Annotated in this window: 20 protein-coding genes; 9 read left to right on the forward strand and 11 right to left on the reverse strand. The window is 53.8% G+C overall.

Annotated features, from left to right (window positions below; all coding sequences use genetic code 11):
- Positions 1–297 precede the first annotated feature (297 nt).
- From GOX66_RS20835 to GOX66_RS20860, 6 genes are all read left to right on the forward strand, one after another.
- Complete coding sequence (locus GOX66_RS20835; RefSeq protein ID WP_170765131.1) at positions 298–2277, forward strand: bifunctional 2',3'-cyclic-nucleotide 2'-phosphodiesterase/3'-nucleotidase; 1980 nt, start codon at positions 298–300, stop codon at positions 2275–2277.
- A gap of 588 nt (positions 2278–2865) precedes the next feature.
- Positions 2866–4176: a sn-glycerol-3-phosphate ABC transporter substrate-binding protein UgpB gene (gene ugpB / locus GOX66_RS20840; protein WP_170765133.1), complete on the forward strand. Its 1311-nt coding sequence runs from the start codon at positions 2866–2868 to the stop codon at positions 4174–4176.
- A 51-nt stretch (positions 4177–4227) separates the two neighbouring features.
- Complete coding sequence (gene ugpA, locus GOX66_RS20845) at positions 4228–5109, forward strand: sn-glycerol-3-phosphate ABC transporter permease UgpA (RefSeq protein WP_170765135.1); 882 nt, start codon at positions 4228–4230, stop codon at positions 5107–5109.
- A gap of 20 nt (positions 5110–5129) precedes the next feature.
- On the forward strand, positions 5130–5966 hold the full coding sequence (ugpE, locus tag GOX66_RS20850) for a sn-glycerol-3-phosphate ABC transporter permease UgpE (protein WP_170765198.1): 837 nt from the start codon (positions 5130–5132) through the stop codon (positions 5964–5966).
- Between the two features lie 3 nt (positions 5967–5969).
- On the forward strand, positions 5970–7025 hold the full coding sequence (locus tag GOX66_RS20855; protein ID WP_170765137.1) for an ABC transporter ATP-binding protein: 1056 nt from the start codon (positions 5970–5972) through the stop codon (positions 7023–7025).
- A gap of 532 nt (positions 7026–7557) precedes the next feature.
- A complete protein-coding gene (locus GOX66_RS20860) occupies positions 7558–9435 on the forward strand; it encodes an adenylate/guanylate cyclase domain-containing protein (RefSeq protein WP_170765139.1) in 1878 nt (625 codons plus the stop codon).
- Between the two features lie 318 nt (positions 9436–9753).
- On the opposite strand, the gene GOX66_RS20865 is transcribed toward GOX66_RS20860, so the two are convergent.
- The 7 genes from GOX66_RS20865 to GOX66_RS20895 all read right to left on the reverse strand — a co-directional run bounded on the left by GOX66_RS20865 (position 9754) and on the right by GOX66_RS20895 (position 16537).
- Positions 9754–10290 carry a penicillin-insensitive murein endopeptidase gene (locus GOX66_RS20865; protein WP_237212706.1) on the reverse strand — a complete coding sequence of 179 codons (537 nt, stop codon included), beginning with the start codon at positions 10288–10290 and terminating at the stop codon, positions 9754–9756.
- Between the two features lie 360 nt (positions 10291–10650).
- Entirely contained in the window at positions 10651–11460 is an 810-nt protein-coding gene (locus GOX66_RS20870; protein ID WP_170765141.1) for a TIM barrel protein, read from the reverse strand.
- Positions 11461–11651: 191 nt separating this feature from the next.
- Positions 11652–12452, reverse strand: a complete 801-nt coding sequence (locus GOX66_RS20875; RefSeq protein WP_170765143.1) for an inositol monophosphatase family protein — start codon at positions 12450–12452, stop codon at positions 11652–11654.
- 3 nt (positions 12453–12455) lie between these two features.
- A complete protein-coding gene (locus GOX66_RS20880; protein ID WP_237212707.1) occupies positions 12456–13310 on the reverse strand; it encodes an ABC transporter permease in 855 nt (284 codons plus the stop codon).
- On the reverse strand, positions 13307–14161 hold the full coding sequence (locus tag GOX66_RS20885; RefSeq protein ID WP_170765145.1) for an ABC transporter permease: 855 nt from the start codon (positions 14159–14161) through the stop codon (positions 13307–13309). The genes GOX66_RS20880 and GOX66_RS20885 overlap by 4 nt, the downstream gene beginning before the upstream one ends.
- Positions 14162–14236: 75 nt before the next feature.
- Complete coding sequence (locus GOX66_RS20890; protein WP_214652720.1) at positions 14237–15385, reverse strand: ABC transporter substrate-binding protein; 1149 nt, start codon at positions 15383–15385, stop codon at positions 14237–14239.
- A 60-nt stretch (positions 15386–15445) separates the two neighbouring features.
- Complete coding sequence (locus tag GOX66_RS20895) at positions 15446–16537, reverse strand: ABC transporter ATP-binding protein (RefSeq protein WP_214652723.1); 1092 nt, start codon at positions 16535–16537, stop codon at positions 15446–15448.
- Between the two features lie 175 nt (positions 16538–16712).
- Between GOX66_RS20895 and GOX66_RS20900 the strand changes: the two genes are divergently transcribed.
- From GOX66_RS20900 to GOX66_RS20910, 3 genes are all read left to right on the forward strand, one after another.
- Positions 16713–17702 carry a LacI family DNA-binding transcriptional regulator gene (locus GOX66_RS20900; RefSeq protein ID WP_170765151.1) on the forward strand — a complete coding sequence of 330 codons (990 nt, stop codon included), beginning with the start codon at positions 16713–16715 and terminating at the stop codon, positions 17700–17702.
- A 21-nt stretch (positions 17703–17723) separates the two neighbouring features.
- Positions 17724–18251, forward strand: a complete 528-nt coding sequence (locus tag GOX66_RS20905; RefSeq protein WP_170765153.1) for a hypothetical protein — start codon at positions 17724–17726, stop codon at positions 18249–18251.
- 143 nt (positions 18252–18394) lie between these two features.
- A complete protein-coding gene (locus GOX66_RS20910; protein WP_336509511.1) occupies positions 18395–20053 on the forward strand; it encodes a Na/Pi cotransporter family protein in 1659 nt (552 codons plus the stop codon).
- A 38-nt stretch (positions 20054–20091) separates the two neighbouring features.
- Here GOX66_RS20910 and GOX66_RS20915 read toward each other — a convergent pair whose 3' ends face one another.
- From GOX66_RS20915 to GOX66_RS20930, 4 genes are all read right to left on the reverse strand, one after another.
- The gene (locus tag GOX66_RS20915; protein ID WP_170765157.1) at positions 20092–20400 is read right to left on the reverse strand and encodes a hypothetical protein; all 309 of its coding nucleotides are present in this window, start codon (positions 20398–20400) and stop codon (positions 20092–20094) included.
- 27 nt (positions 20401–20427) lie between these two features.
- Positions 20428–21321 carry an HpcH/HpaI aldolase/citrate lyase family protein gene (locus tag GOX66_RS20920; RefSeq protein WP_170765159.1) on the reverse strand — a complete coding sequence of 298 codons (894 nt, stop codon included), beginning with the start codon at positions 21319–21321 and terminating at the stop codon, positions 20428–20430.
- An 8-nt stretch (positions 21322–21329) separates the two neighbouring features.
- Entirely contained in the window at positions 21330–21923 is a 594-nt protein-coding gene (locus GOX66_RS20925) for a TetR/AcrR family transcriptional regulator (protein WP_170765161.1), read from the reverse strand.
- 61 nt (positions 21924–21984) lie between these two features.
- Complete coding sequence (locus GOX66_RS20930; protein WP_336509512.1) at positions 21985–23157, reverse strand: acyl-CoA dehydrogenase family protein; 1173 nt, start codon at positions 23155–23157, stop codon at positions 21985–21987.
- Between the last annotated feature and the right edge of the window lie 12 nt (positions 23158–23169).

A 23169-nucleotide genomic window follows, 5' to 3' on the forward strand; every position in this document is an offset into this window, starting at 1 on the left:
ATGTCAGGAAAGCACCCACTCTCGCAGGTTTCGAGCGGCCCATTCCTGACATAGACTAACTACTGATTTTACTGCGGAGTTACCCCTCAGACCGGCCGTTCGTTGTGTGTGCGAGATATAACGACTTAAGGTTTGGCCCCCCTTCTGAATTACTCTAGCAAACACATGAAGTTAAGATATGATACTCATCAATGCCGCCCACAAAATGCGTCTGTTTGAAGTGCACAACCCATTTCATGCGTTTGTTGAGTTAGGTATACAAGAGGCGCGTTGACCAACACACTTGAGAGGTGAACCATGTCCTTCCCCGCTCGTTTCCTAATGTCGCGCCGCCAGTTTCTTGCAACAACGGCCACCAGCGCAGCGGCGATCACCCTGCACCCGTTTTCTGCCTCAGCTGCCAACAACCAGGCACATTTGCGGATCATGGAAACCACTGACATCCATGTTCACGTATTTCCCTATGACTACTATGCAGACAAGCCGCGAGACACGGTGGGTCTGTCCCGCACGGCGTCAATTATCAATGAAATCCGCTCCGAGGCGACCAACTCGCTTCTGGTCGATAATGGCGACTTTCTACAGGGTAATCCGATGGGCGACTACATCGCCTATGAACGCGGTATGAAAGAGGGCGACAGCCACCCGGTTATTACCGCTTTTAACACGGTTGGCTTTGATGCCGCCACGCTGGGCAACCATGAGTTCAATTACGGCTTGGATTTCCTCGAAAAATCTCTTGCCGGCGCCGACTTCCCGGTGGTTCTGGCCAATGTCGCCAAGGAAAAAGGCGCCGCTCCGCGAGACGACAAAACGCTGGTTAGCCCCTACGCCATTCTCGATCGCGAAATCGAATTGGGCGACGGAACCAAGCATCCCATTAAAATCGGGGTGATTGGGTTCACCCCACCGCAAATCATGAACTGGGACCGCAAACATCTGGAGGGCAATGTTGAGGCTCGCGACATCATCGAAACGGCACAGGCCTATGTCCCCGAGATGAAAGAGCAAGGCTGCAACCTGATCATCGCCCTGTCGCATTCAGGAATTGGCGAGGCTGATCACGCCGATGGCATGGAAAACGCCTCTGTCGTACTGGCGGGCGTTGACAATATCGACGCTCTGGTCACCGGCCACAATCATCTGGTCTTCCCCTCACCCACTTTTGCCGACCGCCCTGGGATCGATGTGGATAAAGGCACGCTGATGGGCAAACCCGCCGTCATGGGCGGTTTCTGGGGGTCGCATCTTGGCCTGCTGGACCTGCTGCTGGAGCGGGACGGGAACGAATGGCGCGTGGTCACGACCACTTCCGAGGCGCGACCGATATCGCAGCGCAACGAGGACCGCTCTATCACCGCATTGGTGGGCGATGACCAAAAGGTTCTGGGTTCGGTGGCCAAGGACCATGACGAAACATTGACCTATGTCCGTCGCGCAGTCGGTAAGACTTCAGCCCCGTTGCATAGCTATTTCGCGCTGGTCGCGGATGACCCTTCTGTACAGATCGTGTCGATCGCACAGAAATGGTATGTCGAGGAAATGCTGAAAGGCACCGAGCACGAAGGTTTGCCCATCCTGTCAGCGGCTGCTCCGTTCAAGGCCGGCGGGCGTGGGGGCCCTGAGTATTATACTGATGTTCCAGTGGGCGATGTCGCAATCAAGAACGTCGCCGATCTGTACCTCTATCCGAATACGGTCCGTGCGGTCCGTGTGAATGGCGCGCAGGTAAGAGGTTGGCTTGAGCGGTCGGCAGGCATATTCAATCAGATTGAAGCAGGTTCAAAGGACGCTATCCTGCTGAACCCGTCTTTCCCATCCTATAATTTTGATGTGATGGATGGCGTGACCTATCAAATCGACCTGTCACAACCGTCGCGCTATGGACCAAAGGGCGAAGAGGAAAACCCCGATGCGGCCCGGATTGTTAATCTTGCATTCAACGGCGCACCGGTTACGGACGATATGGAATTCATCATCGCCACCAACAACTACCGTGCATCCGGCGGCGGCTCGTTCCCCGGTGCGATGGGCGATACCGTTATTTTCGAAGCGCCAGACACAAACCGTGATGTCATCGTACGTTACATTGTCGAACAGGGCACGATCGACCCCAAAGCGGACGCCAACTGGTCATTTGCCCCGTTGGACGACACGACCGTACTATTCGAAACTGGTCCCAAAGCTCGTGACTATATGAATGACGTCAAGGGCGTCTCTATAGAGGGCGCTGGAAATGGCAAGGATGGTTTCGCAGCTTTCCGTATTAAGCTTTGATCCAACGGCCCTGTTGCTTCGACTAACCTTCCCGTTACATAACGAAGTCGGTGGCGGGAGAGCTCTAAGTGCAGTCGGCCCAGAGCCGACATTCGTCGATCAACCACGCGCCGCGCCGCAGCTTCACCAGACCGGCCATTCGTTGCGAGCGCAAATTCGAGAGCCGTTCCAACTCACACTGTGCGAACAAACCCGCCCTCGCTTCCTTTCAATCAAAGCCCGCTTTCAGCGTATTGCTGCTGTTTCGAAGAGCAGCAAGGGCAGCAAGCCGGAACTTCGAAGCGGGTGCATTGCCAATTGGCATACGCTCCACTCGTTGAGGACTGATGTCAGGTATGCTGCTTGCGAGCAGCCATTTTGTGATTAACTGCTCAAGTAATTTCCGCGCAGTCCAAGTTGATCTGATGGGTCGTCGCAAAGCGATCATTGCACTAAGCGTAAGGGGTGGAATGTGGTGTCTCCCGAGGCCGGATAGTCCATTCTTGATAAATTCCCGAAGGGGTGTATCGTTTTGATATCCAACAAGTTGCGCGGAACCTAAATCACGGCGCTTCAAGGGACGCACCGCTGCGGTGCAAGGGAGGAACTATGCAAAAATCAATTCTCGGCGCTCTCGCCGTATCCACAGTGCTGTCGCCAGTTGCGGCCATTGCGCAAACCGAGGTGCAATTCTGGCACGCATTCACTGGCCGCCTGGGTGAACTGGTCGCGGCGCAAGTTGAAGAGTTCAATGCAAGCCAAAGTGACTATGTCGTCGTGCAAAGCCACAAGGGCAATTACTCTGAAACACTCAACTCTGGGATCGCGGCGTTTCGCGCAGGAGAGCAGCCGCACATCCTAATGGTGTTTGAAGTCGGAACCGCGACGATGATGTCCGCTAAGGGTGCGACAAGGCCAGTTTTTGAAGTGATGGCCGGAAGCGGTGCTGCATTTGATCCGAACGCCTATATTGGCGCTGTCAAAGGGTATTACACAACCACCGAGGGCGAAATGCTGTCGCTGCCGTTTAATTCCTCCACACCTGTCTTGTGGGTGAACCGGGACGCATTTGAAGCCGCCGGGGTCGACCCGGACACCGATCTGTCGACATGGCAGAAAGTGGGTGAAACGCTCGATGCCCTCAAGGCTGGCGGATCCCAATGCCCCTTAGTAACAGCGTGGCAAAGCTGGATTCACCTTGAGAACTTCTCGGCCTATCATGACGTGCCATTTGCAAGTCAGGACAACGGCTTTGCCGGGCTTGATACAGAGTTGATGCTAAACGGCGAGGCGCAGGTCGCACATCTGACCGCCATGGGCGAATGGGCGAAGGACGGTAAATTCATCTATACGGGGCGTCGAAATGAAGGTGGCGCAAATTTCCGCTCTGGCGAATGTGCTTTGTTCACCGAAAGCTCGGCTGGCTATGCAGGGATCAAGGCAGAAGCCGAGTTTGATTTCGACGTCCGGCCACTGCCCTATTGGGAGGGCGTCGGAAACGGCCCGCAGAATACCATCATCGGTGGTGCATCGCTTTGGGTAATGGAAGGTCATGAAGATGCCGAATACGCAGGTGTTGGCGAATTCCTGAGTTTCCTGTCTTCCAGTGACGTGCAGGCCAAATGGCATCAGGACACCGGTTACCTGCCCATTACCGCAGAAGCTGGTGAAGCAACTCGAGCTGCCGGTTTTTATGAAGACAACCCCGGTACCGACATAGCTGTTATTCAGATGACCGCGAATGAGCCGACTGCGAACTCCAAGGGTCTGCGTCTGGGTTCTTTCGACCAGATTCGTGGGATTATCGACGAGGAACTGGAGGCGATATGGGCGGGTGACAAAACCGCTCAGGAAGCGATGGACAGCGCAAAAGAGCGCGGCGATGCGCTTTTGCGCCGGTTCGAATCCGCCAACAATTAAGGCAATGAAAAAGGTGGGCCAGACGGCCTGCCTTTTTTGCCCAGAGGTCTGATGGAAAAACGGGTAAAGTTCCGCGGTTGGTTGTTGCCGATTCTGCTGATTGCGCCGCAAGTCGTGATCTCGGCGGTATTCTTTTTCTATCCCGCCGGACAGGCGATTTGGCAATCGCTGTTCATCCCTGACCCCTTTGGTCTGTCGATGCAATATGTGGGCCTTGGAAATTTTGAATTCCTTCTCTCCGACAAATTCTACCGCGCGTCGTTTGCGACCACTGCGGTTTTCTCAATCCTTGTCACGCTGTGCTCAATGATCCCCGCACTGTTTCTTGCCGTAGTCGCGGATCGTTTGATCAAGGGGTCTGGCGTTTACCGCACCTTATTGATCTGGCCCTATGCCGTGGCCCCTGCCGTTGCAGGCGTGCTCTGGCTGTTCATGTTCAACACCCGCGTCGGCGTGGTGTCTTGGTATTTGGGGCAATTGGGGTATGACTGGAACCACGTTTTGAACGGGACAGAGGCTATGGGACTTGTTGTCGTTGCATCCGCCTGGGGGCGGATCAGCTATAACTTCCTTTTTTTCTTCGCTGCCCTGCAGGCGGTTCCAAAATCGGTGATTGAGGCAGCAGCCATTGATGGCGCGCATTTCTGGCGGCGGTTCTGGACAATTGTGTTACCACTCTTGTCACCCACGACCTTTTTCCTGCTTGTAGTCAATATAGTCTATTCATTCTTCGAAACCTTCGGCGTGATCCACACGATCACAGGAGGGGGGCCGCAGCAGGCAACAACAATTCTCGTCTACAAAGTTTACTCGGACGGATTCGTCAGCCAGGATCTCGGGTCTTCTTCCGCGCAATCGGTCATCTTGCTGATTGTGGTAGGGCTGCTGACCATCCTGCAATTCAAGTTCATTGAGAAACGGGTGCATTACTGATGGCACGCGAAACTCACGGCATGGTCGAAAAGCGAGGCACGGGGCTGTGGCTGACCCATGTGTTCATGATTCTTGGCGTGCTGGTGATCTTCTTTCCGATCTGGTTGGCCTTCGTGGCCTCAACTGTGACCCAGTCGGACATCATCCGCCCGCCCATGCCGGTATGGCCAGGTGATCAGCTTTGGATCAACTATAAGAATGCGCTGTTCTCGGGCATCAATGTGCCGGTCGGAACAATGCTATTCAACAGTCTTGTCATGGCGATCGGGATCGCAGTGGGCAAAATCATCATTTCCCTTCTGTCGGCATTTGCCATTGTCTATTTCAAGTTTCCCGGTCGGAGCATCTTTTTCTGGCTGATCTTCCTGACACTGATGCTGCCGGTCGAGGTGCGTATCGTACCCACCTACGAGGTGGTGGCCGGCTTTGGCATGCTGAACTCATACTCCGGCTTAATCTTTCCCTTGATCGCCTCCGCCACGGCGACGTTTTTGTTCCGGCAGTTCTTTCTGACAATCCCGGATGAACTGGCAGAGGCGGCCCGCGTTGACGGCGCCCGCCCTATGCAGTTCTTTTGGGATATCGTTGTCCCGATGAGCCGCACAAACATTGCCGCTCTATTTGTGATCCTCTTTATCTACGGCTGGAACCAATACCTCTGGCCGCTATTGATCACGACGGACCCGGAAATGAACACAATCGTGATGGGTATCAAACAGATGTTCCCAAGTGGGGATGACTTTGCCCACTGGCCAACGATCATGGCGACCTCAATTCTGGCGATGATCCCACCAGTGATCGTTGTGGTGGGCATGCAAAGGCTGTTTATTCGCGGTCTTGTCGATAGTGAGAAGTAACAGATGGCAACGGTTTCCCTGCAAGATATCAAGAAAAGCTTTGGCGACACCGAGGTGATCCACGACGTCTCTACAGACATCGCCGACGGCGAATTTATCGTCATTGTCGGGCCGTCGGGCTGCGGTAAATCCACCTTGTTGCGCATGGTCGCAGGATTGGAAACGGTGACGTCCGGGGACGTCTTAATCGGGGGTGAGCGAGCCAACGACAAGGAGCCGATGGACCGCGACATTGCAATGGTGTTTCAGAATTACGCGCTCTACCCACATATGTCGGTGCGCCAGAACATGGGCTACGGCCTCAAGATCGCCAAACTGCCAAAGGGTGAGATTGACGCCAAGGTGCTTGAGGCGGCCAGATTGCTGCAACTTGAACCATTGTTGGATCGCAAACCCCGAGAACTCTCGGGCGGTCAACGTCAGCGCGTCGCAATGGGGCGCGCCATCGTTCGCAAACCGGCGGTGTTCCTCTTTGATGAACCGTTGTCGAACCTTGATGCCAAGCTGCGCGTTCAGATGCGCCTAGAGATCAAGGAACTTCAGTCAAAATTGGGTATTACGGCGCTCTACGTTACCCATGATCAGGTTGAGGCGATGACCATGGCAGACCGAATGATCGTGATGAACGGCGGTGTTGCAGAGCAGATCGGCACCCCGCTCGAAGTCTACGAGACCCCACGCACCCTTTTTGCTGCGCAGTTCATCGGCAGCCCGGCGATGAATGTTTTAGATGCGGAAGTTAAGGACGGTTGGGTCACCTTAGGTGATCGACGCATTGTCGAGATCGGTGGATCTGACGGCCCTGTCAAATTCGGTATCCGCCCCGAGCATTTGATCGCGGAGGAAACTGGAGCCATCCACGTAAATGCCAAAATGGCCGAGCCGCTTGGCGCGAATACGCTGCTGCATTGTGAACTTATCGATACAAACGAAAGCTTCACGGCCAGCTTGCCCGGTGTTCATATCTTGAGCGGCGAGAACTCCATCATGCGGTTTTCGATCCAGCCGACAAAGTCACATCTATTCGACATTGATACGGGCTTGCGTCGTAGGGGCTAGAAATCTTGTGTTCCCCTTGGGTTTTCCAAATCATCTAACGCGCTAAACTGGAACGGTACGATTGACGTAAAGTTTCAGCGGCTTCTAGTTAGCTATCGCTACAAGTGGTTTTGGACAGTCTACACCTGCTCAAATGACAGCTTTGGCCGTTTTGTTGTCAGTGACACATTACGCAGCATTCGGAACTTTGGGCTCACATTAGACCCCGGTGCCGATGCAGCAAAGCCCCGTGCCTCGCTAACAACTGATTACACGGACGGCCCAATTCCTGCCGTTGGCCATTGGGCCAAGATGCTGCGGTCGCAGCCCGCATTGCCGCCATTCGCCGCGCGTGAAAAATCTGAGGCCGCTCGAACTCACACCACGCGGACTAAGCGGTCATCCGCAAACAAATTCAAAGGCCCGTTTAAGCTCCATTGCAGTCGTTGGGGTTATATCGAAGTCATCACATGAACCGGAATAGTGCTCCAGACCAGCTTAGGTGGATTCCGCCTATCCAAGTCGCTAAGCTATCGCCAGTAGGAGACTGGCCATGGAACGCCGCCTGTCGGCAATTTTATGTTCTGATGTCGTAGGCTATAGCCGCGCGATGGGTGCGGACGAGACCGGAACTTTGGAAAGCCTCAAATCCCATCGACGCGAAATAATCGACCCGAAGATTGCGCAGTATTCCGGCCGTATTATCAAACTGATGGGCGATGGTGCCTTGGTTGAGTTTGCCAGCGTCGTCGATGCTGTTGCCTGCGCGGTCGAAATGCAAGGCGCACTCGCAAAGCACAATGCGGATCTGCCCGAGGAGCGGCGCCTGCTCTATCGCGTGGGCATCAATCTCGGCGACATCATCGTTGAAGGCGATGACATCTATGGCGATGGCGTTAACATCGCCGCCCGCCTGCAGACGTTGGCTGATCCGGGCGGTATCTGTATCTCGCGTGCAGTGCATACCCAGGTGACTGGCAAGCTCGACCTGACCTATGAAAATATGGGGCCACAGGCGTTCAAGAATATCGCGACACCGGTACCGGCCTATCGCGTCATACTCGACGACCGCGCGACGGCGCTGGTGGCGACTTTTTCACACCCGGTCAACCGACCGTCTCGCCGACCAAAGATCGTCGCTGCGTTGGCCGTGGTTCTATTCTTCGTTGCTGGTCTTGTTATCTGGCAGGTCAGAGAACCTAGTAAAGAGCCGTTGGACGCAACAGTCACAACCCGCCAACTGCCGGACAAGCCGTCGATTGCAGTGCTGACCCTTGATGATCTGAGCACTGGCGAGGATCGGGGCTATCTCAGCGACGCAATCGCCGAAGGAATTATCACCAACCTGTCGCACTTCTCCGAGCTGTTTGTGATCGCCCGGAACTCCAGCTTCTTCTTCAAGGATAAGCCGACCGATATGCGCGAGATCGCCAGCGACTTCGGCGTCCACTACATCCTTGAGGGCAGCCAGCAAAAGGCGGGCGACAGATTGCGGATTAGGGTGCAACTGATCGACGCAGAATCCGGCAACCACATCTGGGCCGACACCTATGACCGCGATCTTGCTGACATCTTTGCGGTGCAGGACGAGATCGCCAGTACCGTCGCCTCGACCGTCGGAGCGAAGGTCGTTGTAGCCGCAGGCGATGCTACGAAGAAGGGTAACATAGCTCAGCTCAGGGCCTTCGAATACTGGCTGAAAGGCACGCGGCACTGGTATGAATGGACCGAAGAAGGCAACGAGAAAGCTCGCCTCCTTTACCTCAAGGCGATCGAGACCGACCCGACCCTGCCACGGGGACATTTGGGTCTCGCTTGGGTCCATATCAATGGCTATCGCTGGGGCTGGACCGAATTGGACCGGAACGAGGCTTTGACGCGCGCCCGGCAGCGGGCACAAATTGCCTTAGGCCTGGCACCTGACGACTATTTCCCCCATCACACCATGGCCGTTGTTCTGACCCAGGCCGGCGAACGCGAGCAGGCCATTGTTGAGTTCGAGAAGGCATTGGAGCTCAATCCGAACGCGGCGAATGTGATCATGGATCTGGCCGAGGCGTTAGTCTATGCGGGCCGGACGGAGGAAGCGATCGATTGGATGCACCGGGCGATGCGCCTCGATCCCCACCATGCGGATTGGTTCTATTGGAGCCTTGGCTGGGCGCAATACTCTGCGGGTGACTGTCAAGAAGCGCTGGCGACAATGCGCAAGATTTCCAACCTGCCCGGGTTAGCGCACCGCACGGTTGCCGCCACTCATGTCTGCCTGGGTCAATATGACGAAGCGCGGGCCGCAATCACCGCGCTGCTGGATCACGTCCCGAATTATTCAGTGGCTAAAGTCAAGCTGAGCTTAGAGGGCAAGTATAAAAAACTCACCGATCTCGAGCGCTTCATCGATGACCTGCACAAGGCGGGCCTTTCAGAATGATCAGAATGATCACGGGGGGCCTGAGTACACCTTTCGCGCATTCAACTGGCATCCGGTTTTCTCAGATTGCTGCCATTCGATCACGATGCAGCATGTAGTAGTTCGGGGGCTCTTTGTAGACCTCGTGGCAGCCGCAGTAAAACCCCTGACCCGCTAAGAACTAACCGCGCGGACGGCCCAAAGCGGACCTTGAAACAAGGCAATTGATGCTGCGGTGCGGCCCGTCGAAAGAGACATTCGCTGCAAGCGCGAAATTTATGCCTAGTTGAACCGACGAGGTGCGGACAAAGCCGCCGTTTGTTGGTTACCAAAAGACCTTCAACGAAGCTGCACGTGAATATGGTCGTCATGGCGAGCGGCACGGCACCCCTGAAATCCGATGCGGTCGCTTCCAGCTCCTAAGCTCTCCACCAGATGTGGTTCAACGAATATCCTGCCTACTCGTGGATCGTTAGATAGCATTTCTAGAACAGCACGATTGCGTTCCGGCTCAAGACCGAAATCTCGCCAATGCGATTGGAGTGCATCAAAATCCCACCGAAGCGTTGGCCAAGTTGGCTGACAGTGCGTTGGACCTTGCTCGAATGCGAAATACCCGATTGGAGACCTAACTGCTCCCGGCAGGTACCCTGAGGCATCGGCATAGTAGAAACCTAAATCTGCCTTTTTTCCGTCATCGTGCGATAGGTGGGGAAGTAGCGGGAAACCATCAAAAAACGGAAAGTTTGCGTCTAGAACGAGGGTTGTTGTGCCCGGATAACGTCGTTCCATCTCTTCCGCTGTTTCCATGAGAACATCGGCGAGTTCGGGCGTCACGTAGTTGCGGTTCAACGCACAGTACATCCAGCTCTGCATTGACAGAGGTCCGCTCTCAAAACAGCCAAGAGCAACCCTTCCGAAACTCGGCGCAATCCAGACAGTAACAATTGAAAGGGTAAAATAAATCACACCAACGCTAACAGTGTCCTTCGGAATGCTAGGGCAAGTAGCCAAGCAATGCCGCCCACCTGAGTAAGCAAAGTGAGAATGACGATGAGGGCAAAGTGCAAAAGGTAACGAAACATGGCTGATTGGTGGTCGAATCTGAGATGGAAATCAACTTTGTTCAGTTAACAATTTGGGCTCCTTGTTGTTATTAGCCGCGCGACGCGTGGACGACCGCTTTGTGATGTCGACTAAGCCATTCAGGCGGCTGATAGCTTTAGATAATTTGGCTTACACCGCTGTTTCGCTCACAGTAAACACAGAACGAAAAGCTTCTAGAGAACTCTCTGGATCATTGGCCGCAAATGCCTCCATACCCACCGGACCATTGTATCCCATTTCCAGTAGTGCTCGTGCAATCGAGGCATAGTTGATTTCTCCGGTTCCCGGCTCACAACGTCCTGGATTATCCGCAATTTGCACTTCACCGATCCATGGAAGGCACTTCTGGCACCAACGGGTCAAGTCCCCTTCACCTATCTGGGTGTGATAGAGATCGAGATTGATACGCAACTGCGGTCGGTCAACCGCAGACACCAGCGCGAGTACATCAGACGTTTTGCCAAAAGGGCAGCCCGGATGGTCTAAAAGGTTAAGGTTTTCAAGTGTAAAGATCACACACTCAGCCTCAGCAAGATCGCAAATACGATTCAACGTGTCATGTGCCTTCAGCCACAGAGGCCCCTCCACGACGTCATGTTGCCAAATGGGGATGCCACCATCCCCCAGACCGGTACCATGCAAATTTAGTCGATCCACGCCTAACCTTTTTCCAACTTCGATGCATTCGCGAGCGGACGTGAGCAACATTTCTGCGCCTTCATCATCCGCCAGACGCCCTTCAAGGTAGCCATTCATTATTGTAAAATTCGCACCCGTCGCCTCGAGCTCGTCGATATCCCAGTCGGGCCAATTCCAAAGGCCGACGCCAAATCCCATCTCCTTAAGCCGTAAGGCGCGCCAGGCAATAGGCTTGTCTTGCCACAGCATTTCTGCGCAGGCAGACAGTTGAAAGGGTTGCGGTTTCACGTCAATCACCATCACGCATCTCGCTTCATAATTCACTTTGCTCCCATCACGGCCAAATCTTACCTGAATCAGCCGTCGGGCGTTGGTCGTAAGGGAACTGTACCCCACGACTTCCAATTGCGCGTTGCGACCCGCAGTGCCATTAGGCGAATATGGGAGTAACCTGACATTGCGCAACGCAACGCGCGGGAGGAAGTCGGCTGCTATTCAGCAGAGCTATTCGGGGTCAAAGACTTGAAGAAACTGCCGAGATGCGCGTTTGATGCGTAAATGACACTTCCCATTTCGAGAAACTGTCTTGGCTCATCGCATTCGACTACACCGCCAGCTTCGCGAACCAAGAGGACGCCAGCCATCGCGTCCCACGAGTTTATGTGAGCTTCGTAGTAGCAATCGGAAATTCCCATTGCGACATTCACGAGACCCAGTGCGGCGGACCCGTGGCGCCTGTATTCCGCACCCGAATTAATTAGGGTGCGCAACGCGGAAAGATAGTCTTCAAAGTCCGTTCTCTGGGACCGCCCCACGATGAACAAGGAGTTGGACAATTCAGCTACGTCGGACACGCGCGTTGTCTGCCCGTTCACTCTGGCGCCGCCACCGAGTTCCGCATCAGCAAGGATGTCCAGATCTGGGGCGGCAATAGCTGCGCAAACCGGGTTACCGGCAATGCAGTAGGCAATGGACACTCCCCAATCCGGTAAAAGCCGGATAAAGTTGGTCGTTCCGTCGATCGGGTCGATCACCCAGGCGCGTTCTGCCAGGCTGTCGCCGCCCCTTTCCTCGCCCAGAACCACGTCTTCGGGGAATGCCTTGCCGATTTCGCTTCTGATGAAATCTTCAACGGCCATGTCAGCCTCGGTCACGAAATCCTGTTCACCCTTGTTGCTCACCGAAAGATTGTCTCCGCGCGACGCGCGGATGCGAACGGCCAGGTCACCCGCTTCCTGCGCGAGCTTTATGGCAAAATTTGCGCGGGAATGAATGTCAATCTTACTGTTCATTTCTTATGCTCCGACTTTGGACAAAACGTCTGCCTTCAGGAAACGCTCGATAATAAACATAAAGAGGATCGAAGGAACGAGCAGAATGAGCGAGGAGATCGACGCAATCTGATAGTTGCCTTCCATGCTCGACGTAAACAGCAACATCGGGACTGTTACAACATCAGGTGCGCCGACAAAGAAGGTACCGGTGAATTCGTCCAACGAGATCAGGAAGACGAAAATCGCGCTTGCCAGTACTCCGGGCAATGCCAGTGGAAGCGTGACATCTACGAAGGCCCGCATTTTGGATGCCCCCATGCTGCGAGCGGCAATCTCCAGTTCAGGATCGACCGCAGAGAATGCCGCCGTCGCAATCCAGACCGCGAACACGAGCCCCTGCAACGCATGCACCAGAACAACGCCCGGAATAGTTCCTGTCAGACCAAAGCCATAGAAGATACGGGCGATGTTCATATGTACGGCAACTGCGGGAAAGGCCTGGGGCAGCAAGAATATCAACAACAGCAGATAGCGCCAGGGCAGTCGGCCACGCGCAAGCGAGTACCCCGCCGGAATTGCCACGATGAGGCTGACAATCACAGTCAAAACGGCAATCGCAACACTCGTCATCAAGGACTCGGTTGCATTCCCCTCTTCCCGGAAAACGCGCTCCCAGAAACTGAATCCATACTCCAGCGGTAACTTGTGGGGATAGTACCAAACCTCAGCAACGGCCCAGAGCAGCATGTTCGCAATCGGGCCAAAGATGGCAAAAGCAAGCAGCGCCAGAATTCCATACCGAACAAAGTTTGAAACCCAGGTGGTTACAATATGCGTGTTGCGCAACTTCATTTCATTTGCATTGCCGAACGTCATTTCGGTGCGCCTCCTTCTTTCAACCCTTGTCGCAGATAGAACCACGCAACTATCCCCGTGATCAGGTACGAGATTATGCCCAGTGCATTTGCGACACCGTAGTCACCATAGGAGTTAATTCGCCAAGCCATATCGACCGTTAGCATTGTGGGTGTTTGTGCGTTGATCATCATTGGTACCGACAGCACGGACATGATCGTCACATAGCTGAGGATCAGCCCGACCATCAGTGTGGTGCCGACCTGTGGAACGACGATCTGAATTAGAATTCTGAGTTTGCTTGCGCCAAGGTTTCTTGCAGCCTCGATCGTTGTGCGATCCAGCGCTGCCATGGCACCCGCAACCAGCAGAACAACGAAAGGCGTTTGCTTCCAGACAAAAGTGATAACGATTCCGCGCCAGTCGAGGAAACTCACTGCCTGAAGCGGCTCCATCACGCCCGCTTCGATCAGGATGTTGTTCATCATACCGTTCTTAGCCAGGAAAGTGCGCATAAGCTGTGCTGACACGATGAACGGAATGAACAGAGGCCACCTGTAAAGCCACTTGAGAACTGCGACCGCCAAAACGCTCTCTCCAAGCGTCAGGTAGCCGGCAATGCAAACTGACAGAACTGCAATTATCGCCGTTGCAAGAAATACAATAACAACAGTGAAGACGATATCACGAGAATAGAAATCTATAGCTTTCGCGAAATTCTCAAAACTGAACTGCCCTGTCTCGAAAAAGGCAGACGCTACTGAAAAACCAAGCGGATAAATGAATAGCACACCAATAATCGCCAAACTTGGAAGGATCAGCAAAATTGATGCAAATCTGTTCGGCCCATTGGACAGCTGTGCACTCGACATGGTGTTTCTTTCTTTTGTGTAAGCTCAGATAGGGCGGCGATCGCCTCACCGCCCTGGAACGAACGAGTGTGCCGCTTAGTTCGACACTTGCTGCTCGTAGGCTTCTTTGATGTCCGTGAAATACGGTGCGATCGGGAAGGGTTTTCCGTTTGCAGCCAGCTCATCAGGCGTCACGTCCGAGAACAGCTTTTCCCATACGGCCGGATCCAGAGAATCCTTCACATGCTTTGCATCAATTCCGGGATACCAGTTGAACCGGTTAACAATGCCTTCGGCCTGAACCGCAGGACTCGTGGCCAATTCGATGAACTTTTGAGCCAGATCAGCATCCTGGGCTTTTTCCGGGACAGCATAGTAGTAGGGCTGGCCGGGCATACCGGGCGATAGCAGCTGCAGCTTGAGGCTGGGCGGAATCCGTCCATCAGCTTGCCAAGTATAGAACATGTCGACCCACACGGGGCCCATCACGATTTCTCCCCGGTTTAACATGTCCAACGTACCCGCGTTGCCGGGCGTAAATGTGATGTTCTCGTTGAACGACTTGAGATCACCCAGCGCACCGCTCCAGCTGGAGGCCACGCCCTGGTCATAAGGCCCGCTCTGGAGCACGGCCGGATCACCGCCATAGGCATAGACCCATCCCACGACGAACGCCAAGCCCGACATGCCGTTCTTGATACCGTTATATCCGAACAGGCCGGGGTGCTTTTCGGTCCAGCTCTTCAACTCGTCATAAGAACTCGGTGGGTCCTGAATGAGGTCGGAATTATACGCAAGTGCGGTTTGGCTGTGGAACATCGGCATGACGTAGCCGCTAACGTCCACGCCAAGTGCGCTATCCGCCGTATCTCGGGTGACCATCTTGCCGGTTTCGATGTTGTCACGATAGCTAGCAAGGAGACCGTCCTCGACCATTTCGGCCACTTTCAATTGGTTGCCGACGACGACGTCGATGTCCCATTCCTCATCACCTGCAGCGCGCTGCGCTTCAAGCTTTTCAAGAATTTTTTGGGAACCCGCGTCACCAGGGCCGGTGCCAATCACTTTAACCTTCACTCCCGGGTTCTGTTCTTCAAAAAGTGGCCCAAGATAATCGGTGACATATTCCACCATGTTTTCGGATCCGCCAGAGGCAACATTCAGCACCCTGTCTTCGGCCTGGACCGCGGTCCCAGCGAAAGCTAACGCTGTAAGCGCAGCCACATTTATCGTAAATTTATGCATCATTATCCTCCCTGGATTGGATTGATTGATTAGATCGTAGTTGCCCTATTTCGGGTTATGTTATTCCTCTTCAAATACATGGATGGCGTTGGGTTTCAGGCAGATCGACACTTGGTCGCCCTCCGAAAAGGTCTTCAGCTCATCAACGATCAACATGTCTTCGCCGGTCTGAACCGCGTAGCGGCGGACACCTCCCGGATAGCTCGCCTGCCGAATGGTTCCGTTTATTCGATAAAAGCCGTCCGTCTGCTCATTCTGGGGCACCAGCGTCGCTTCCTCGGATCTGAAGCGGATCGAAACATCGGCGTTGCCGCTGGCATTCCAATGGACCCCACCATCGCCAAGCTCCTTGCTTTTCGGCAATCGGCACTCTTCAGCATCAGATTGCAGTGTGACCGCCTCACCGTTGGCGCCACCCCTGGTACGGAATTGGTTTTCCGCGCCCATGAACGCGGCCACAAATGAGTTCGCCGGACGCTCGTACACTTCTTCCGGCGCACCGACCTGGGCGACGTGACCTTTGTCCAGAATGACAATCCTGTCCGCCATAACCATCGCTTCTTCGCGATCGTGGGTCACATGGATGGCGGTGATTCCCAGCCTTTGCTGAAGCATCCGAATTTCGTGCCTCATTGACAGACGTATGCGCGCGTCGAGGTTGGACAGCGGTTCATCCAGCAAAAGAACCGGTGGGTCGATTGCCAAGGCGCGCCCCAATGCCACGCGCTGTCGCTGACCGCCGGACAATTGCGGCGTTTTTCGATCGACGAACTCAGTCAAGCCCAGCATCGCGGCCAGTTCGTCAACTTTCTGATTGACGTCCTTTGCCGACTTGCCACGCAGCTTCAAACCGTAACCGATATTCTGGCGAACGGTCATGTGAGGCCAAAGAGCATACGACTGGAAAACCATGGCCATGTTTCGCTTTTCGGGCGGTCTGGTCGTGATGTCCGTCCCGTCCAGAAAAATTTTGCCGCCACTGGGCATGAAAAGACCAGATACGCTTCTCAGCAGTGTGGTTTTGCCGCAGCCCGAAGATCCCAACAAGGCGACAAACTCACCGGCCGCAATATCCAAGTTGATACCGTGCAAAACCTGAACACTGCCGTATGAGGCCTGCAGATTCTCGATATTGATTCTTGCTCCCAACACTGGCGCGTTGCTCCCTTCAATTATCAACGCAGATTGGGAAAACCCATCTGCAATCGAGTACATATCACTCTGCAATCGAGTACATATTGTGTGGACACGATTGCAGAAGTGATTTAAAAGTGCAACTAATAATTGCCACAAGCGCCAGAGTCTTGCAGAGGAGCGCGTCTAAACAATGCAAAAAAGACCTACCGCAGCAGATGTGGCCAAACTTGCCGGTGTATCCCGTGCGACTGTTTCTCGTGCGTTTTCTCCTTCTGAATATGTGGCAGAAGAGACACGAGCCAAAATCAAGGAAGCCGCCGAGGCATTGGGCTTCAAAAGGAACGCGCTTGCGCGTGCTCTGATTACTCAGGAAACAGATCTGGTTGCAGTCGTATCCGGCAAAATGACCAGCATGTACGACGCGCATCTGTTCAACGCGCTGACACACAAACTCCAGGAAAACCAAAAGTGGGGTTTGTTGGTGCACGCCGACGAACAGGACGTAGGAGTACTCCTCGGCGAAGCCCTGTCCTACCCAGTTCAGGCCGTCATCCTCAGGAGCGGGAACGTCGAAGGCGGCACGATCGAGCAATGCAAGAGCCTGGGTGTGCCCTTGATTGTCATCGGTATGGCTGATGTTGATATCGCCGCAGATTTCGTCTGCATCGACAACCAACTCGGCGCCAGAATGGCCGTAGAGCGGTTGATGAAAATAGGCAAGCGTCGCATCGCCTATATCGGTGGGGACAAGAGGCTCTACTCGGAAATTGCGAGACAGGAAGGCTTCAGGAAAGCCATGAATGAATTCCAACTGGACATTCTGGACGTGCAGTTCGGCGATTTCACCTTCGAAAGCGGCTTTGAAGTTGGCAGCAAAATGCTCGCGTCACCCAACCGACCGGACGGCGTGTTTTGCGCCAATGACGCAATGGCGGTTGGATTGCTGGCCGCCGCCCAGCAGATAACCGGCCTCTCGATCCCGGATGATCTTGCGATCATAGGGTTCGATGACATCCCAATGGCTTCCTGGCCCTGTTTTCAGGTCACGACAATTCGCAACCCGGTCATGCCAACCGCCGAAGAAGTCGTTCGACTGCTGGCATTGAGGCAATCCACCCCCGAAGCTCCAAGTCAAGTGGTGCAGATAAATCCGGAATTAGTCTTGAGAAATTCGGCATAATTTTAGATTTGGAGAAATTGGATGCATTCAATTTGGCTTATGCCTGATTCAGAAACACGAAAGAAATTGCGGTCGCTGAATGAGAACATTGCTGGCGCTTTGAACAGTCCATTGTTCGAACCGCATATCACACTGATCGGCGACATTCCCGGAGACGTGGAGCAAACACGTGCCGTTTGCTCCGAGTTGTTCGGTGACTTTGATGCTGGCCCTGCCAAGTTTGCGGAGGTAAGTCTGACGGACGCATACTTTATGTTTTTTTTCGCTAATGTCTCAGTATCCGCTGATCTGTGGGCGAAACGCAAAAAACTGGCCAACGCTTTGGGTGTTGAGGTTGCGGCATGGCAACCTCACTTCAGCCTAGCCTACGGCTCGGGCATGCTAGAACAACGAAAAAGCCTGTCGTCAACAGTAGAAGAAACTCTCGGGGGTCAGGGATTCAATATTTCATCCATACAGGTAGTGACAGCGTCGAAACAGGAAGAATTGCGGCACTGGAGATCCCTATCGCAACTTGACCTCAGAAACAAAAGGTTCACGTCGACTTAGGTTCCTCGGTGCAACTACGCAGACCACATGAGACCGTTTCCGCAAAAGACCTTGGTCAGATTTGGCAACATGACGACCTGTGTTTACGAAAAAGGTAGCAGATGCAAATAGTGGGTTTTCTCGTGAACATTCTCGGAGCCATAATGCTGCTCCTGTTCTCGGTTCGCCTGGTGCGTACGGGCATCGAGAGAGCGCACGGGGCCGCATTTCGGCAGCTTTTACATGATCAGGTAAACCTGCTCGGCGCAGCGACTGCCGGATTGTCACTGGCCATCGTGATGCAATCTTCGGCGGCTGTCGCAATATTATCGGCCGGGTTTTTGGTTTCCAATAGCCTGCCCTTCCCGACAGCCCTGGCGATCGTGATCGGCGGTGACCTGGGCTCCGCCCTTGTGGTGCAGATCCTGTCCTTTCCGATCGGTTGGATCGTCTCGCCACTGCTCGCGTTGGGCGGATGGCTGGCGGTAAAATCCAACAGCCAAAAGTCCCGCCAGTACGGCCGGATCATCATGGGCATTGCCCTCATACTTGTGTCTCTGGACTTCCTTAGAAGTGCGGTCGAGCCCGTCCGCGACAGCAGCTTTCTTCCAGCCGTGACATCCTATCTGCAAGAAGACCTGATAACCGCCTTTCTGATTGGTGCCGCGCTGGCTTTCATTCTGCATTCCGGCGTCGCGGCAGTTCTTATGATCGTGGCGCTCGTTCAAATAGATGCGTTACCCTTCGAGGCCGGCGTCGCAATCTTACTGGGTGCCAATCTCGGTAGCGGTCTCATCCCGGTCTGGCTTACCCGCGGCATGGACACGCCAGTACAGAGGCTGGTCATTTCGAATCTCGGTTTACGGGGCGCTTTGGCTATAATATTCCTGCTGATTGTTTCTGCGCTTCCGTTGTCGGAAATGGCCGCCAAATGGAGTTTGATCGGCGCGCAAGGCCTGATCCTTCTACACGTCAGTTTCAATGTAGTGCTCTTAGTGGTCACGCTACCGTTTTGCGGCACCATCGACAAAATTTCATCACGATTGATCTCGAACGATAACCAAATTCCCAATACCGCAGCAGCCTTCAAGCCCGCGTCTAACCTTGACCCAAATACGTTGGGTTCACCAAAACTGGCTCTGACATGCCTCAAACAGGAACTTCTGCGGATGTCGTCTCTGGTTGAAACCATGTTTCGACCCGCGCTGGACATGTATCTTACAGACAATGACCAGCTTGGACAGTCGATCCGAGATCTGGATGCCGAAGTCGACAGATGCCTTGCTGGAATTCGATCTTTTGCCACGTCCATCCCAAAAACTTCTTTCAAGAATCTGGATGGGCTATCGGCGCGTGACATGCTTGAGTATGCAATTCGCCTGGAAGCGGCAGGAGATGTTGTCGCAAAACGCTTCACCGTTCTTGCGAACCAGCTTCATGTCGCGCATAGCAACCTCAGTAAAGAAGGCCAGTGTGAACTGCTGCAAATGCACGAAAACATTTTGACCAACTTCAAGCTTTCCGCAGACGTGCTGATTTCGGCTGACCCGGAAAGTGCTCGGCTGCTTTGCCTTGAAAAGGCTGAAATCAAGCGTGCTGAACGGGACAGCCGAAAGAAACATCTCCAGCGCCTGCAGAACGGTAGGGTTGAAAGCCTTGAAACCTCAAATACGCACCTTGAAACGCTCCGGGCACTACGCGAAGTGAACAGCCACATCTGTGCAATCGCTTATCCACTACTCTACAAGACAGGTCAGTTGCTCGAAACGCGACTTGTCCATGATGCAATCGGGCACCCTTTGCAGCATAAAAAACCGTTGTGAGAGCAGGGTACTTAGGACCGGCGGCGATACCGTCACGACTACCACTTCAAGTGGATGTGTCGCGAACTTTTTTGATCGACCGTTGCTTGCTTTTCTTCGGACATACTTATCCCGCTAACTGAACAAACAGTCGAAATCCGGATGTCGTTGCGCCAGGAGGTTGCTTCTTCCGGAACATATTCGCGACCTCGAAACCGCTCAAGGTCGCCGACGCAGATTTGTATCTGCGACGAGAAACCTCTGCCAAAATAATCGGGGTCGGTTGCTATTCCATGCAGGTACCATGTCCCTTTTGCCTTTGAAAACAGCGCCATCAATGGTCTAAGCATTTCATCCAAACCTGGCATGTCCTTCCCCCCTAAAACTGCGCCATCCTATTTGCGGCGCGGGGGATTTATTAGTTGTGCCTCTTTCTCTTGAGCTTCAGCCAAAATCTTTTTTGCCAGCCTCAAATGCGGACGATCTAGCATCGACCCATTCAACTCAGCAACGCCGTTGCCTGAAGCTTCGAGCAAGGAAAGAACCTGCTCGGCCCATGCTATCTCTGCTTCGCCGGCTTGGAGACCAGAACGTATGATGGGTAGTTGGTCCAGGTGAATGGATAACTTTCCATCAAAGCCAAACTGCTTTGAGAGCTCCACCTCGTGTAGTAACCCAGTCTCGTTTCGAAAATCTGCAAAGACCGCGTCAATCGCCAGAACGCCAGCGTCGCGCGCTGCATACAGCGCCAATTCCCGCGCCATTGCGAAGGGAGGAAGATACTGCCCGGAAAGTGTTCGATTTGATCGGGCACCGAGATCGGCCTGGAGATCTTCACCACCCCAAGCAAGCCCAATGAGCATTGGGTGCGACCAATCCAGGCGCATCAGGTTGCGAACACCCCGAACGGTTTCAGTGCAAATTGCCAGTATACCAGGGCTGAAATTCCCGTGAGAACGGATTATTGCGGCCAGTTTTTCGATGTCTTGAGGGCCTTCGCATTTTGGCAAGACATACCCATCCGGCTCAGCCCCGATTGTCTCCGCCACGTCTCCCTCTGTTCGTCCTGTGCCAAAATCATTGACACGCACGTATCGTGCAGGACCAGAATCTCCGGCCAAAGCCGCATATGTAAGTGACCGCGCAATATCTTTGTTCACTGGAGAAACGGCGTCTTCAAGATCAAAGATGACGACATCAGCATCAGATTGTAGGGCTTTGTTTAGTTTTCGCGCTTTGTCTCCGGGCACAAACAGCCAGGACCGAAAGGCGTGAGATGGTAACGACATGACAGCCCTTATTCTGGCAAAAGCTTTGACAGAGTTTCGATATACGCTGTGGTACTGTCACGATCCGGGTCAAACCACTCCAGAGACCAGTTCAATGCCCCCAGCAACGCATGGCGCAGATGGCGCACCCGCGATCCGTCGGCGGTAGGACCAAGATAGTCTCGAATGGCCTGATCCCAGACTTTGTCATAATCCCTGCGAACCTGTGTGAGCTCGGCGTGCACCGACGGCGGCACAAATGGATAGCAGCGAATATGAGCCGATGAGAAATCACTTTCCGAGAGAAGCGTTTCCAGATGGCAGTTCATAGCCAGCAATAATCGCTCGCGGGCAGTGGCATCGGCATGATCTTCAAGTATTGCTCGAACAGCCTGCGCGACCACTTCGACACCCAACCGCATAACCTCTGTTGCCAACGCGTCTTTGGAAGGGAAGTGGTAGTAAAGGCTTCCGGCTTTCATACCAACTTCGTCCGCCAGATCTCGCAATGATGTTTCAGCGTATCCACGCTCACGCATCATTCGAGCTGCAACTGCCAGAATTTCTTTGCGAGCTTCTGTGGCTTTAGTCTTCTGCCGAGTTTTTTGCAGTGCAACGCTCAAAGATCAGTTCTCCTTCTTGGTAGATAGCGGTATCGGGCTCCCCTCAGCCACTTCATATGCCTCACATACGCTTGGCAACCTCTTCCAGCATGACTTCGGTAGCGCCCCCGCCTATCGACTGGACACGGGCATCACGCGCCATACGCTCAATGGCACTTTCGCGCATAAAGCCCATTCCGCCGTGAAACTGTACGCAGGCATACATCACTTCGTTCACAAGCTCGCCGCAATAGGCCTTTATCATAGAAACTTCGCGGACAAGCTCTTCGCCATTCGCCGCTCGGGCTGCTGTAGAATAGATCATCTGACGGCCAGCCTCTACTTTGGATGCAAACTCTGCGAGTCGGTTGCGAATGACCTGCTTGTCCCACAGCGGTGCGCCGAACGCCTTACGATCCTTTACATATTGCACTGTCATCTCAATAGCCGCCTGAGCCTCACCCATTGCCATCGCACCAAGTACGAGGCGCTCGTTCTGGAAGTTCTTCATGATCTCATAAAAGCCTCGTCCTTCTTGGCCGAGTACGTTTTCCACCGGCACCCGAACGTCAACAAATGAAAGCTCGGCGGTATCCGAGCTGTTCCAGCCGTGTTTCTTGAGTGAACGTGAAACAGAGAAACCGGGCACGCCCTTTTCGACAATGAACATCGTCACGCTTTGGCTTGGAGACCCCGTCGGATCGGTCTTTGCCGCGACGCAAAATACGTCTCCAAGAACCCCATTTGTTATGAAAGTTTTTGCACCATTCAGGATGTAGTGATCCCCTTCCCTTCGGGCGATGGTGCGAATTCCTTTTACATCAGAACCTGCATCCGGCTCGGTGACACCTACGGCAGTTATGATCTCACCGGATATGACGCGCGGGATGTACTTGTCTTTCTGGGTATCATTGCCCGCATTGAAAAGATGGACAGAGGCCATATCCGTATGCACGAGAGCGGAAATAGCGACCCCCGCATATGTGCTGCGGCCCAGCTCCTCTGCGAGCACCACAGTTGCACGCTCATCCATAGCAGAGCCGCCGTATTTCTCTGGGTAACGAATTCCAAAAAATCCCAGTTCCCCCATCTTCCGCAGGATTTCGCGAGGTGTGCTTCCCTCTTTCTCCCATGTGTCAGCATTAGGTTTGATTTCTTCTTCGACAAAGCGCCGCACTTGGGTGCGCAACATATGATGCTCTTCTTCAAAGAAAAAATTGCTGGTCGTTGTGGCATCAAATCCGAGTGCAGTCACGTCCGAGTCCTA

Origin of the sequence: Ruegeria lacuscaerulensis, assembly GCF_013031245.1 — a bacterium.
GTDB lineage: Bacteria > Pseudomonadota > Alphaproteobacteria > Rhodobacterales > Rhodobacteraceae > Ruegeria > Ruegeria lacuscaerulensis_C.